13 protein-coding genes are annotated in these 14,227 nt (G+C 41.1%); 10 read left to right on the top strand and 3 right to left on the bottom strand.

What is annotated here, in order from left to right:
* Positions 1-202: hypothetical protein (locus P767_RS18645; protein ID WP_216593205.1), on the top strand; the 202-nt coding region annotated here is incomplete at its 5' end.
* Positions 187-747 carry a spore maturation protein gene (locus P767_RS15855; protein WP_051417116.1) on the top strand — a complete coding sequence of 187 codons (561 nt, stop codon included), beginning with the start codon at positions 187-189 and terminating at the stop codon, positions 745-747. The genes P767_RS18645 and P767_RS15855, both read left to right, overlap by 16 nt.
* A 38-nt stretch (positions 748-785) precedes the next feature.
* Here P767_RS15855 and P767_RS0104425 read toward each other — a convergent pair whose 3' ends face one another.
* Both P767_RS0104425 and P767_RS0104420 read right to left on the bottom strand, forming a co-directional pair.
* The gene (locus P767_RS0104425; RefSeq protein WP_026763555.1) at positions 786-1,196 is read right to left on the bottom strand and encodes an EVE domain-containing protein; all 411 of its coding nucleotides are present in this window, start codon (positions 1,194-1,196) and stop codon (positions 786-788) included.
* The gene (locus tag P767_RS0104420; protein ID WP_037351623.1) at positions 1,193-2,488 is read right to left on the bottom strand and encodes a saccharopine dehydrogenase C-terminal domain-containing protein; all 1,296 of its coding nucleotides are present in this window, start codon (positions 2,486-2,488) and stop codon (positions 1,193-1,195) included. Before P767_RS0104420 ends, P767_RS0104425 begins: the two co-directional genes overlap by 4 nt.
* A gap of 212 nt (positions 2,489-2,700) precedes the next feature.
* Here P767_RS0104420 and gyrA point away from each other — a divergent pair, with 212 nt between their 5' ends.
* From gyrA to P767_RS0104390, 6 genes are all read left to right on the top strand, one after another.
* Positions 2,701-5,397 carry a DNA gyrase subunit A gene (gene gyrA / locus P767_RS15850; RefSeq protein WP_051417114.1) on the top strand — a complete coding sequence of 899 codons (2,697 nt, stop codon included), beginning with the start codon at positions 2,701-2,703 and terminating at the stop codon, positions 5,395-5,397.
* A gap of 22 nt (positions 5,398-5,419) precedes the next feature.
* Positions 5,420-6,787, top strand: coding sequence for a hypothetical protein (locus P767_RS0104410; protein WP_157611363.1), 1,368 nt, complete (start codon positions 5,420-5,422; stop codon positions 6,785-6,787).
* A gap of 18 nt (positions 6,788-6,805) precedes the next feature.
* Positions 6,806-7,960, top strand: coding sequence for a PQQ-dependent sugar dehydrogenase (locus P767_RS15845; RefSeq protein WP_051417112.1), 1,155 nt, complete (start codon positions 6,806-6,808; stop codon positions 7,958-7,960).
* A gap of 354 nt (positions 7,961-8,314) precedes the next feature.
* Positions 8,315-8,779 (top strand): hypothetical protein, encoded by a 465-nt coding sequence (locus tag P767_RS0104400; protein ID WP_026763552.1) that lies wholly within the window; start codon positions 8,315-8,317, stop codon positions 8,777-8,779.
* A gap of 214 nt (positions 8,780-8,993) precedes the next feature.
* Complete coding sequence (locus P767_RS0104395; protein ID WP_026763551.1) at positions 8,994-10,052, top strand: isoaspartyl peptidase/L-asparaginase family protein; 1,059 nt, start codon at positions 8,994-8,996, stop codon at positions 10,050-10,052.
* 55 nt (positions 10,053-10,107) lie between these two features.
* The gene (locus tag P767_RS0104390; RefSeq protein ID WP_026763550.1) at positions 10,108-10,806 is read left to right on the top strand and encodes a copper homeostasis protein CutC; all 699 of its coding nucleotides are present in this window, start codon (positions 10,108-10,110) and stop codon (positions 10,804-10,806) included.
* Here the strand turns inward: P767_RS0104390 and serA are convergent.
* Complete coding sequence (serA, locus tag P767_RS0104385) at positions 10,803-12,041, bottom strand: phosphoglycerate dehydrogenase (protein WP_026763549.1); 1,239 nt, start codon at positions 12,039-12,041, stop codon at positions 10,803-10,805. The genes P767_RS0104390 and serA overlap by 4 nt on opposite strands.
* 112 nt (positions 12,042-12,153) lie before the next feature.
* Between serA and P767_RS15840 the strand changes: the two genes are divergently transcribed.
* Together P767_RS15840 and P767_RS15835 are read left to right on the top strand one after the other, a co-directional pair.
* The gene (locus tag P767_RS15840) at positions 12,154-13,371 is read left to right on the top strand and encodes a serine hydrolase domain-containing protein (RefSeq protein ID WP_051417110.1); all 1,218 of its coding nucleotides are present in this window, start codon (positions 12,154-12,156) and stop codon (positions 13,369-13,371) included.
* A gap of 95 nt (positions 13,372-13,466) precedes the next feature.
* A partial coding sequence (locus P767_RS15835) for a sodium/proton-translocating pyrophosphatase (RefSeq protein WP_037351622.1) occupies positions 13,467-14,227 on the top strand: 761 nt, incomplete at its 3' end.

The following is a 14,227-nucleotide window of genomic DNA, read 5'->3' as shown; positions in this document are numbered from 1 at the left end:
CAGTGTATTTGTTCCGCTCATGCTGGCTACGGCTGTGGCAACGGTTGCCAGTATTCTTATTACCGGCATTTATCAGCGATTGAAGTTTGACCGGGTATTGATTGCCTGGCTGGGAACCATTATTACTGCCATTTTTTTATTTGTCCTGGTTTATTTCAGCAATTGCCTTCTCAGAAAGATATTCCGGTGCCTACTTTACTAACTAAAGAAACGTTCAGCAATGTATTGGGCAATACCATTTTATTCCTGATTATCTGTACGTTTATCATTGGCGGACACCTGAAAAAAGTAAATGTTTTTGATGCTTTTATTGAAGGCGCCAAACAAGGATGGGATGTAATTTTAAAAGTAATCCCTTATCTGGTTGGGATGCTGGTGGGCATTCGGGTATTCAGAGAGAGTGGTGCTCTGGAAGCCATTATTAGCGGCATTACCTGGTGCTTTACGGCGGTGGGTACCAGCGGCGATTTTGTTCCCGCATTGCCGGTAGCCATTATGCGTCCATTCAGTGGAGGAGGGGCAAGGGGATTGATGCTGGATATATTTAAAACCCATGGCCCCGATAGTTTTATTGGACAATTGGCCAGTACCTTTCAGGGAAGTGCCGACACTACTTTCTATATTATTGCCTTATACTTTGGAAGTGTGGGTATCAAGAAAGTACGCTACGCCATCTGGGCAGGAATGCTGGCCGATTTGATTGGGGTAATGGCAGCGATTGGTATCGCCTATATCTTTTTCAAATAGATTTTTCTTAATTACACTAGTCTATTTACAGGCAACCATTAATTGGTCTCTGAAAGTTCCATAATAATTTCCCATTCTGCCTCTGTTACGGGTTGAACAGACAATCGCTGCGCTTTCACCAATGCCATATTCGCCAGACGTTTATCGGCTTTTACGGTGGCCAGACTCACGGGCTTCTTTAATTTTTTCACTGGTTTAAAATCTACTACTACCCAGGCAGTTTCTTCTGTGGTAGGATCCTGATAAGCTTCGGTTACTACTTTGGCAATACCTACAATTTCTAAACCTTCATTGCTATGGTACCACAAGGCAAGGTCTCCTTTTTTCATAGCCCTTAAATTGTTTCTTGCCTGGTAATTTCTTACGCCATCCCAAAAGGTCTGCTTTTCTTTTACAAACTGATCCCAGCTGTATTTGAAGGGTTCAGACTTAATCAACCAAAAACTCATGCCAATTCTTTTTTTGTTTCCTTGAATGCAATTCCTTCCTTGGCCAGTTCAGCCAATACAGGTTCGTAAATTTCTTTCACGATAGGTATATGTAACCCCTTCAATTGAATTTTGTTCTCTAAAATTAAAACAGCTGCAATCCCCAATGGCAAACCAACGGTCTTTGCCATCGCCGTTTTCCGTTCATCGTCACCTTTTACTACCAAAGAACTGCTCAATGCAAATCTTTGTTGGTGGAGTGTGTATTCAAATTCATGCAGCATCACAATCAAATCTTTATCCCCTTGTGTAAGTTTCCATTTTTCTTCTAATATCTCCTGTAAAAGTTGTGAGCAAGCGATCTGGCCTTTATTAATCATTGCTGGATTGTTCAATCCCAGAAAATCAAACTGCTCTTGTAATTCAGCCGTATCCAAACTTACCTGGTGTTTATTCAAATGACTATTGAAGAATTCGGCATAACTAAGTTCATCGGTATTAATGATTTCCTCGTCGCTGGTTAACCGTGCTGTTACCATTTTTTCCCAGCCTGTGCAGAAGGAAGCATAACGCAAAGTAGTTCTGATAAAAGTATTGGCTTTTTCCAGCTGATACAGGGGGATATACGATAAAGAGTCTCTGTTGGGATAATAAGCCAGTGATCCCACTTCAGGAATTTCCAGTTGCTCGCAATCCACAAAAATTAGTTCGTAAGGAATTTCAACATTGTTGCCATCTGCTTTGTAAACAGCACCCGCTTTACCTGCAGTTACAATATTCCTGGGGTTCCAGCTGATTTTATAATGCCAGGGATTGTTGTCCGATTCGGGTGCAATTAAACCTCCGCAATGCGACTTAAAAGAATGAATACTGCCTCCCTTTTCTTTGATCTCTTCAATGATCTGCATGGCACTCATATGGTCAATGCCGGGATCCAGACCCATTTCGCCAATAAATAACAAACCTGCTTCTTTAATGGCGGGTTCCAGGCTTTTAATCTGTGCATCCAGATAGGAGGCGGTTAGTAAATTCTTTCTCAAAGCCACACAATCCTGTGCTACCCAAAAGTGGAGTCCGGGCGGTAATAGCGAAATCACTATATCGGCGGTTTTAATCAACCCCTGCCTTTCCGTTTCATTTTCAATATTAAGGGCATTGGCCTTTAGTGAGGGAAAACCCGCAATCTTTTGTTCCAGACTCTGCAAATCCTTATCTGCAATGGTACCAATCCAGTTTTTTTCATTACAGATTCTTCCTAAATAGGCAATTAAAACCGTGGCAGATTTTCCTGCTCCGAATACAACAATATGCATGCAAAAGAGATTAAAAAAAATAAAGATAGAACAATTGGCGCCGATGCGTGAAAATCAATCATTTACATGGGGTGTAATGTGTGGATAAAACCCTTAAAAAAACAGCTTTTTAAAGCCATTTTAAGGCCTAAAAAAACTATCTTCGCAGACCTCCGTTCAGCCGAATATTTTTTTGTCTGAAAAGGATTAAAAAGAAGAACCCGAAAGTACCAATGGAAGAAAATTTATTACCGGAACAAACCAACGATAACGACCGCATTATTCAGGTCAATATTGAAGAACAAATGAAGACGGCTTACATCGATTATTCGATGTCTGTAATCGTTGGAAGAGCATTGCCTGATGTAAGAGATGGATTCAAACCTGTACATCGCAGGGTTTTGTATGCCATGAATGAACTGGGCAATAATAGCAATAAGCCTTTTAAGAAATCTGCCCGTATTGTTGGGGAAGTAATGGGTAAATACCATCCCCACGGAGACAGCGCCATTTACGATACCCTTGTTCGTATGGCGCAGGACTGGACCATGCGATACACACTGGTAGACCGTCAGGGTAACTTTGGTAACCAGGATGGAGATCCGCCGGCTGCCATGCGTTATACCGAAGCAAGACTGCAGCGAATTGCTGAAGCCATGCTGGACGATATAGAAAAAGAAACCGTAGACTTTCAGCTGAATTTTGACGATTCTCTGGAAGAGCCAACCGTATTGCCTACCCGTATTCCACAATTGCTGGTAAACGGGTCCTCCGGTATTGCCGTTGGTATGGCCACCAATATGATGCCTCATAACCTGAGTGAAGTAGTGGATGGCTGTGTGGCTTATGTGGACAACAGAGATATCACGATAGAAGAGTTGATGAATTATGTAAAAGCTCCTGATTTCCCTACCGGTGGGGTTATTTATGGTATGGAGGGAGTTAGACAGGCACTTATGACGGGTAGGGGTCGTGTGGTGGTACGCGGTAAATGCAACGTGGAAACCAAGCCCAATGGCCGTGAAATGATTGTGATTACAGAAGTACCGTATCAGGTAAGCCGTGATACTTTAACAGACCGCATTGGTCAGCTGGCCATCAACAAAGTGGTGGAAGGCATTTCCGATGTAGGTAACCAAAGTAATAAGGATGGTACCCGCATAGTAGTAGAATTAAAGAAGGATGCAGTAGCGCAAGTGGTAATTAACCAGTTGTTTAAATACACGGAATTACAAACCAGCTATGGTATCAATAACGTAGCCCTTAGCAATGGTCGCCCGGGCATCATGAATCTGCGTGATTTAATCAAAGCTTTCATTGAATTCAGAATGGAAGTGGTGATTCGTCGTGCAAAATTCGATTTAAGAAAAGCCGAGGAAAGAGCCCATGTGTTGGAAGGGTACCTGAAAGCCCTTGATCATTTAGACGAAGTAATTCGTTTGATTCGTGCCAGTCGTACACCGGATGAAGCCAAGGAAGCGTTGATGGCCAAGAGCCGCGAAGAGCGCTGGTATTTAAATTCAGCCATGTTCTCAGACTTAACCAGTGAGTTATACAACCAGGTGGAAGGTTTGTCTGAGATTCAGGCGAAAGCCATACTGGAACTGCGTTTGCAGCGACTAACCGGAATGGAGCGCGACAAGATCATTGAAGAATTCAATGGCTTGATTGCGTTGATTAAAGAGTTGAAAGCCTTGTTGGCAAATGAAGATCTTCGTTATGCGTTGATTAAAAAAGAACTGCTGGAAGTAAAAGAGAAATTCGGTGACGCACGTAAGAGTGAGATTCAGTATTTAGCCGATGAAATGCGTATTGAAGACCTGATTGAAAATGAAGATGTGGTGATTACCATTTCTCATTTGGGTTATATCAAACGCACTTCTGCTACCGAATATCGTCAGCAGAAAAGAGGGGGAAGAGGAGCTGTTGGTTCCAAAACCCGTGAAGAAGATTATGTAGAACATTTATTTGTAGCGTCTACACACGATACCATTTTATTCTTTACAGAGAAAGGAAGATGTTACTGGATGCGCGTGTATGAAATTCCGGAAGGAGAGAAGCAGAGCAAGGGAAGAGCCATTCAGAATCTGATTCAATTACCTGGTGATGATAAAGTAAAAGCTATCATCAATGTGAAAGATATTTCAGATACCGATTTTGTACAAAATCATTATATCGTATTGTGTACGAAGCAAGGTATTATTAAGAAAACTTCACTGGAAGATTTCAGCAGACCAAGAGCAAACGGCGTAAATGCCATCACCATTGTAGAAGGAGATGAATTACTGGAAGCCAGACTAACCAATGGTTCCAGCGAAATTATGATGGCGGTAAAGAGCGGACGTGCCATACGTTTCCCTGAAGAAAAAGTAAGAGCAACAGGCAGAGGTGCCATCGGGGTTGCAGGTATTGAAGTGGATGATGCCAAAGATGAAGTGGTTGGCATGATTTGTGTAAATAAGGACGATACTGAAAGAACTATATTGGTGGTAAGTGAAAAAGGATTTGGGAAACGAACTGCCATTGAAGATTACAGAATTACCAACCGAGGAGGTAAGGGCGTTAAGACGATTAATGTAACCGAAAAAACCGGTAGCCTGGTAGGTATTTTGTATGTGAAAGAAGTGGAAGATTTAATCATCACCTGTAAGTCGGGTATTACTATTCGTACAGGCATTGCAGACATTAGAGAAGCAGGCCGCGCCACTCAAGGGGTGAAGCTGATTCGTCTGGATGAGGGTGATGAAATTGCAGCCATTTCTCAGATTGAAGAGCAGGTGGAAGAAGAAGTAATGTTGAGCGATGAAAATGGTTCAACTGAATCAACCGACGCTACTACAGAAAATATCAATGAAGAATCATCTGATTCCAATGAGGGTCAGGTAGATAATGGATTGAATAGTAATAATGATGAAGAACCTTTAAATTAAGTACACGACTAAAAACAACCATATGAAGTATTTTTTCTCCTTGTTGTTAAGCGTAGCCATGATAACTGTTGCTACTGCTCAGGATTTCAAGAAAGTTGAAACCAATGTTTTACTGAAGAAATTTGAAGAAGCCAAGACAGAATTGGACAAAGCAATGGCCAATCCTAAGAATCAGGACAAAGCAGAAGGTTTTTACTGGAAGTCCCGTATTTATGCTGCTTTCTATCAGAATGAAGCTACCCGTGCCAAGTACCCCAATGCAGTAGACGAAGCTCATGCTGCGTTCCAGAAGTTTGCTGAATTGGAACCAACCTTGGCTAAAGCAAAAGAAAAAGGACCCGATGGATACTTCGACATGTATTCAACTTCTTTCAACTTAGGTATCAATAGCTTTAAGGATAAGAAATATGATGCTGCATCCAAAGATTTTGAGAAAGCAGTAATCTATAGTGACATTATTTTCCAGAATAAGTGGGCCAGTTCTCAGCAGCCTTTTGACACCACTTCTATTTTGTACTGTGCTTATTCTTTCCAGAATGCTCAGAAAGCAGATGATGCAGTTAAATATTATGCAAGACTAGCTTCCAGCAAAGTAACGGGAGAGGGCTATGCAGACATTTACAAGTACATGGTAGACTATTATACCAAACAAAAGAATAAGGAATCTTTTGAGAAGTATATGGCTTTAGGAAAGGAAGTATATCCTAATGAAAACTGGGAAGATTTTGAAATAGAGTACATAGATCAGAACTACGATTTAGCTGGTAAAACCGCATTATACGATCAGATGGATGCGGCTGGTCAATTAACAGAAAGTAAATATTTACAGTTTGGAGATGTATTCATCACTGCAAAAAATGACGATGCATTGGATAGCGCAACTGTTGATAAATACACCCGTAAAGCTATTGAAGCATTCAAAAAAGCATACGAGAAAAACAATAGCAATGCAATCGCCGCTTTCAACGTAGGGGTAACTTACTACAACTACTTCAATATGGAAGACGAGAAGTACGCAGCAAACATTAAGAAATTGCAGGAGTTAAATGCCAACAGACCTGTAGTAAAAGATCCAAAGAAAAAAGCAGCAGCTGATGCTGAACATAAGGTAAAGACCGATGTAATTAAAAATGAAAATGCAGCAATTGAAAAGAAATCAATGGAATTGACTGATGTTGCTGCAGAATGGTTAACCAAGTCTTATACCATTTTAAAAGATAAAGCAAACCGTACCAATACTGAAAAGAGTGTAGTGAATAAATCTGTTGACTTTATTGCCAATATTTATTATTACAAAATGGGACGTGTAAGAGGTAAAGATGCCAAACTGTTTGATCAGTACGAAGCCAAGTACAAAGAGTTTGATGCTTTACACGCTACTTTCAAATAAGCTAAAGTCGTTATTATAATGCCAATCCGTACCCTATTTTTATCTTTTGCATTTGCAGGTATCTTCTCTTGTACTTCCAGTAAGAAAGAGGGGACAATTGAAGATACTTCGCAAATGACAATGGAACCCACTGTAAAAACAGTGCCACTGATCAGTGGTTATGAAGTGATCTGGGGTATGGATTTCTTGCCCAACGGTGATTTGTTATTCACTGAGAAAAAAGGCAAGCTTCACAGAAAAAGCGGAGATAAAATCACTGAAATAACCGGACTGCCTGTTATTAATACCAGTGGACAGGGCGGCATACTGGATGTTAGGGTTTCCCCGCAATACAATAGCAATGGATGGATTTTCATTAGTTATGCAGGTAACCATCCGGGTGGTGGCGGCAGTTTTCATCTGATGCGTTTTAAACTGGTAAATGATCAGATTACGGATTCCAAAATTTTATTGAGTTCCAATTCGGCCAATACGATGACTGGTCATTATGGTAGCCGTATTGATTTTGATGAAGCCGGAAATTTATTTGTAAGTGTTGGGGAAGGAGGTGCCACTAGTTATGGCGGTGCTAATTCGCCCAACAAAAATGCCCAGGATATTAATAGCACCTGGGGAAAAGTGCACCGCATTACCCAGGACGGGGGTATTCCGGCCGGAAACCCGGTATTGCCCGGAAATACAACACCTACAACGGTTTACAGCTACGGACACCGCAATCCGCAAGGCCTGGTGTATAATCCGTTTACCAAAGATATATGGGAAGCAGAACACGGACCCAAGGGTGGCGACGAAGTCAATATCATTAAAGCAGGAAGCAACTACGGATGGCCTTTGGTTTCTTATGGCGTTAATTACGACGACAAGCCTGTTTCTGCAAGTCCATCCATGACAGGGGTAACCGATCCTGTACACAATTGGGTACCGTCGATTGGAGCCTGCGGTATGGCATTCATTACCGATAAAAAATTCAAAAGCTGGACCGGCAATTTATTGGTCGGTGGACTGGCATTGCAATATTTAGCCCGCCTTGAAATCAAGGACAACAAAGTTGTTAAAGAACACAAACTACTTGATAAAGTCGGCCGCATTCGTCACGTGCGTCAGGCACCCGATGGTTCTATTTATGTTTCCATAGAAGGACCTGGAAGGATAGTGCGTCTGGTAGCGGAGTAAGTTGCTTAGGATTTTCTCATTTCATTCATTACCGATTTTTTTAGTGTACCAGTAGGTATACTTCTTTCTCCCTTGTGCGCTATTTAACATAAAGTTTAGTTATGTGAGTTTTCAATTTCCTTGGCGGCGGTATGTTGCGAATTTAATGGCAATAAGTGCTAACGATTTGACTTCTTTAAATTCGCAACATACCGCCGCCCAAAGTGAGCAAAGCGAACCCACAAAGGAAATATTGAAAAGTTACATAACTCTACATTATGTTACTTAGGTAGCGTTGTGTAGGGGCAATCGTATATTTATTTGCAAGATTGCCACGAAGCGGGAAGAATGGGAAGAAATGCGTAAGTTAGGGGGATGGATGAAATAACACAATTAAAAAGGATAGACGATGTTTTTTCAATAATAGTAAAAAACGTATTTAGTATTTCTAGCGATGAGTTGGTTAATAGGCTTGAGAAAAGTAAAAAATACTACGAAGATTTGCATTATCTGCAAATAAATCAAATTATAGAAAAGCTAGAAAAAGACGGTAATATAGAGTCAGTAAAAACAGAAGTTAAAGGATTTGACGGTAAGCACATTAAAGAACAATGGAATTTTACCGCTTCTTTGCAAGGGAAGAACTTTTACGCAAGAGGAGGTTATCTCGGCGAATTTGAAAGGCAGAGTCTTGACGACGATATGAAGTACCGCCTAGAACAATCCCAACTCCAAATAAAATATTTGACTTACGTGATTGCGGGAGGTACGCTTGTTGCTGCAATTTATTACACGATTGAGATTCTGAAATACTTTTGCGTACTGCCAAAAACTTTTTAATCCAGCATATTATATTACTTACGTATTTCTTCCCATTCTGTTGTGCGCTATTTAACATAATGTTAATTATGAGAAATAAGTTATTTTGAATTTTTGTTGATTATCAGTGGCTTAGGTGGATTATTATGGGTTGTGTTTGAAATTATACCCATTTACCGCAGTGGATTGAAACAATGCTTATTTTTAAAAATATTCATTCATAAATCATCGTATCATGTTCTCCAGAAGGAAGTTTTTACAAGTTGGCAGCCTTGGTTTAGGTAGTTTTTCTCTGGCTGGTTTTGCGCCCAAATATGCCGGTAAAAAACCGATTGTTTTATCTACCTGGGATGCCGGTATCCGGGCCAATAAAGCTGCCTGGACTGTTTTAAAAAACAATGGTCGTGCATTGGATGCGGTTGAGCAAGGCGTCATGGTTACTGAGAATGAAATGAATTGTTGTGTGGGTTTAGGTGCTAATCCGGACAGAGACGGATTTGTAACGCTGGATGCATCTATTATGGATGAAAATGCCAATTGTGGCAGCGTAGCTTGTCTGGAAAGAATCAAGCATCCGATTTCTGTAGCCCGCAAAGTCATGGAAAATACGCCACATGTGATGCTGGCGGGTCAAGGTGCCCAGCAATTTGCCCTTTCTCAGGGCTTTACATTGGAAAAAGAAGGGTTATCTGAAGGCGCTGAACGGGAATACAAAAAATGGTTGCAGAAAAGCGAATATAAGCCAGCTATCAACCGCGAGAATAAGGAAAACAGACCTAATAATCAAGATGAATTAGCAGCTATAAATCAATCAAATTCAATTATTTCTGCTCCTGCCCGTTTGTCGGATGGTTCCTGGAACCATGATACCATTGGTATGATTGCCCTGGATGCCAATGGTAATTTAAGTGGTAGCTGTACCACCAGTGGCATGGGTTTTAAAATGAGAGGACGCGTTGGCGATTCCCCTATCATTGGCGCCGGACTATTTGTGGATAACGAAGTGGGTGCCGTTGTAGCTACTGGTCAGGGAGAAGATATTATCCGGATTGGTGGTGCACATACAGTAATGGAGTTCATGCGCCAGGGATTGTCACCGGAAATGGCCTGCAAAAAAGCCATCGAAAGATTATTAAAAGTAAAAGGATCCAAAGCAAAAGAAATTCAGGCCTGTATGATTGCGATTAACAAAGAAGGCATTTATGGTGGATATGCATTGCAAAAAGGATTCAATTTTGCGGTTTGTTATGCAGACGATAAAAACATATTGGTAGACAGCAAGTTTTTGATTTAAACAGTTTTATTAACTCATTTCATTTTTACAATACATATCATGTTATTAGAAATCTGTGTGGTTCAATACAGCTACAGCGGTTGCTGCAGAAAAAGCTGGTGCTGACCGAATTGAATTGTGTGAGAATTATGCCAATGGCGGAACCACGCCATCTTATGGATATTTAAAAACGGTTAGAGAAAAAATTTCGATTCCTGTTTTCCCAATGATTCGTCCACGTGGTGGAGATTATTTTCATACCCCTGATGAAATTGAAATTATCCGTAAAGACATATTGCTTTGTAAAGAGCTGGGATTTGAGGGTGTTGTTTTTGGTTTACTGAATCAGGACGGCTCTATTGATAAAGAGAACACGGCCCGATTGGTGGAAGCCGCCTATCCCCTTGATGTTACTTTTCACCGGGCTTTTGATCGTTGTATAAATCCATTAGAAGCCCTGGAAACCATTATCCAATGCGGTTGTACAAGAATTTTAACCAGTGGTCAGCATCCTAAAGTAACCGATGGACTGGCCCTTGTAAAAAGCTTAGTTGAGCAATCCAATGACCGGATTATCATCATGCCTGGTAGTGGATTAAATAGCGGAAATGTTAAAAGCATTATTGATACAGCAGGCGTTTCTGAAGTACATACTTCTGCCAGAATCAGGGTGCACAGCTCAAGCCTATATCAAAATCCCTTAATGCCCGAAGATTTTGATATTGATTTTGTAGATGCGGATGAGATTAAAAAAATTAAGTCTATCATCCATTAATAAAGCATTCTGACCTTTATGGTATGCTTTACTAATTTGAGTAGCTCCACTGCTTTCTTCGATAATTTTTTATCAATATCGAGCACCACATAACCAATGGATTCATTGGTTTTCAAATATTGCCCCACGATATTGATTTTATTATTAGACAAAGCGGTATTGATGGCACTCAAAACACCCGGCACATTGTGGTGGATATGGAGGATTCTATGCGTTCCTTCAATCGGTGGTAATCCAATGGCTGGTACGGTATGCGATCCATTGGTAATTCCTCTCTCCAGATACTGAAACAATTTTATGCTGACATCTTCCCCAATATTCTGTTGCGCTTCTTCCGTTGATCCACCAATATGCGGAGTAAGAATAACATTGGGTAATCCCTGTACCGGGCTTTCAAAATGATCTCCGTTTTTTTCAGGTTCCCATGGAAAAACATCAATGGCCGCACCGCTGATATGCTTTTCAGAAATGGCATTGGCCAAAGCTTTTAAGTCTACCACTTCTCCCCTTGCATAGTTAATTAAAATGGCACCCGGCTTCATTTGCTTAATGGCATTTTTATTAATCATCATTTTGGTTTCCGGTGTTTCCGGAACATGCAGGGAAACAATATCGGCATGGTTCAATACCTCTTTCATGTTTTTAGCAGCGCTTGCATTGCCTAGTGGCAATTTGGTTTCAGTATCATAAAACAACACTTTCATACCCAGGGCTTCTGCCAAAACACTAACCTGAGAGCCAATATTTCCGTAACCAATTAAACCCAGCGTCTTTCCTCTCAGTTCATAACTACCCTTGGCTTCTTTCATCCAGACACCATTATGAGCTGCTATATTTTTGTCAGGGATTCTTCTGATCAGCATAACAGATGCACCAATTACCAGTTCCGCAACACTTCGGGTATTACTATAGGGCGCATTAAATACGGCCACCCCTTTTTGCATGGCAGCGTTCAGGTCAACCTGGTTTACTCCAATGCAAAAACAACCAATCGCCTGCAATTTAGCCGCTGCATCCAAAACCTTTTTGGTAATCAGGGTCTTGGAACGGATGCCCAAAATATGTACGTCCTTAATTTCTTTGATTAATTCAGCCTCACTCAATGCACCGCTTAATTTGCGCACATTGATATATCCATTTTGTTTAAACTGTTGTACCGCCTTGTCGCTGATATTCTCTAAAAAAAGAATATTAATCCGGTCTTTCGGATAACTGGTATTTGATTGCTTGCTCATATTTGCAAAATAATGTTATCTAATTGTATACCAAGGCCATAGTTTTCCACGTTGGTTGTATAAACAAAGGGTAAAGTTATCTTTGCTCAAGATCTAACCCTATACAAAATAAATGCAGCGTTTGATGATAGTTCCCGTATTCAGTTATTTGTTATTGGCTTGTAGCGGTTCCCCCGCCCCTGCAAAGGATACCATCAATGAAGGGAAGCCCATTGTATACAGTAGTTTAAAATCGAGTGAAAAAACATATTATGCAAATGCCATTAAGCCTTTGTATGAAAAGCAATTGATTAAAACCGGCTTTAACGGTGCCATTTTAGTTGCTAAAAATGGAGAAGTGGTTTTTGAAGACTATCGTGGCATGATCAATTTTGCTACCCAGGAGCCCATTACCCCCTCTTCTACTTTTCATGTTGCTTCTATCAGTAAAACATTTACTGCCATGACCCTTTTAAGGCTGATGGAGCAGGGCCGTGTGGAATTAGATGACCCCGTAGAGCAATATCTGCCCTCCTTTCCTTACAAAGGAATAACCTTGCAATTATTGCTCTCTCATCGTTCCGGACTTCCCAAATATGATCAGTTGATGGCAGGTACCCGTTCTTATACTACCCGTAAAAAGAACCGCAGAGGTAAATGGGTAAAACAAACCGTTTATGTGAAAGACCCGGTTAGTATTACCGGCTTAAGTACCAATCAGGATGTATTGCGCTTTTTGGCCGGAACGCGCCCTGCACCTGAGTCTCAGCCTAACAGAAGGTACAGTTACAACAATACCAATTTTGCCTTGCTGGCCCTGGTGATTGAAAAAATTACAGGTCAGACTTTTCCGCAATACATGAAAGACAGCGTTTTTACTCCCCTCGGAATGAAAGACACTTATGTATTTAGTATGAAAGATACCGGTAACTATATTCCTTCCTATACCCCTGGCAAAAAACCTTATCCGCTGGAAAAGCTGGATTGTGTGTATGGAGACAAGAATGTGTATAGCACTGTTCGCGACCTGTTGGCTTGGGATAAAGCCCTGTACCAGGGTGAATTTGTAAGCATGGCTACACAGGAACTGGCATATGAGCCACTGAGCAATGAAACCAGGGGTAAAAAGAACTATGGATTAGGCTGGCATCTGTATGTAGATCCGCCCAATCCCACCATTGTATACCATAACGGCTGGTGGCATGGCAATAATGCCGTTTTCAGAAGAATTATCGGGGATACCGCTACCATCATAATTCTGGGCAATAAATTCAACAGTAATATCTGGCATGCCGGTAAAATGAGTTCTGTTTTCACGGATTCTGAGGTTCCGGATATGGGGGACGAATAATAATTATGCCCATACCGCGTTTAATGTAGCACTAAAAGGCTATAACCCTTATTTTTGCCAACCTTTAACAATTTAACTCTGACACAAAATTGCTTATGAACAATCTATTGTTTTATGCCGTTCCGGCAATGGGAGTCATCGGACTTCTTTACACCTTGATTAAATTTAACTGGGTTTCCAAGCAGGATGCCGGTAACGCCAGAATGAAGGAAATCAGCACTTTTATTGCAGAGGGTGCTATGGCATTCTTGAAAGCTGAGTGGAAGATTCTGGCTTATTTCGTAGTAATCGTTGCTATCTTATTAGGTTTCATGGCACAGTCTAATGAAGACAGTCACTGGAGCATTGCTATCTCCTTCTTTATTGGTGCGGTTTTCAGTGCAACTGCAGGTTACATTGGAATGAAAGTAGCAACCAAAGCAAACGTTCGTACAGCTGAAGCTGCCAAGACCAGTTTGAGTAAAGCATTGAATGTATCTTTTACAGGTGGAGCTGTGATGGGCTTAGGCGTATCTGGTTTAGCTGTATTGGGACTAGGTGGTTTGTTCCTTGTATTGAAACAATATTTTTCTCCGGACGGAGATGTTGCTGGTATGTTAAAGACCATTGAAGTATTAACTGGATTTTCTTTGGGTGCAGAGAGCATTGCCTTGTTTGCCCGTGTAGGTGGTGGTATTTATACCAAAGCTGCCGACGTTGGTGCTGATTTAGTAGGTAAAGTAGAAGCAGGTATTCCTGAAGATGATCCCCGTAACCCTGCAACCATTGCAGATAACGTGGGTGATAACGTAGGTGATGTTGCCGGTATGGGTGCGGACCTTTTTAGCGTGGGAGGCAAGGCACACAGGGGGATAGG

Source organism: Sediminibacterium salmoneum NBRC 103935, assembly GCF_000511175.1.
GTDB lineage: Bacteria > Bacteroidota > Bacteroidia > Chitinophagales > Chitinophagaceae > Sediminibacterium > Sediminibacterium salmoneum.
Note: the sequence above shows the minus strand (reverse complement) of the source record. Positions and strands in the feature narration are given on the sequence as shown.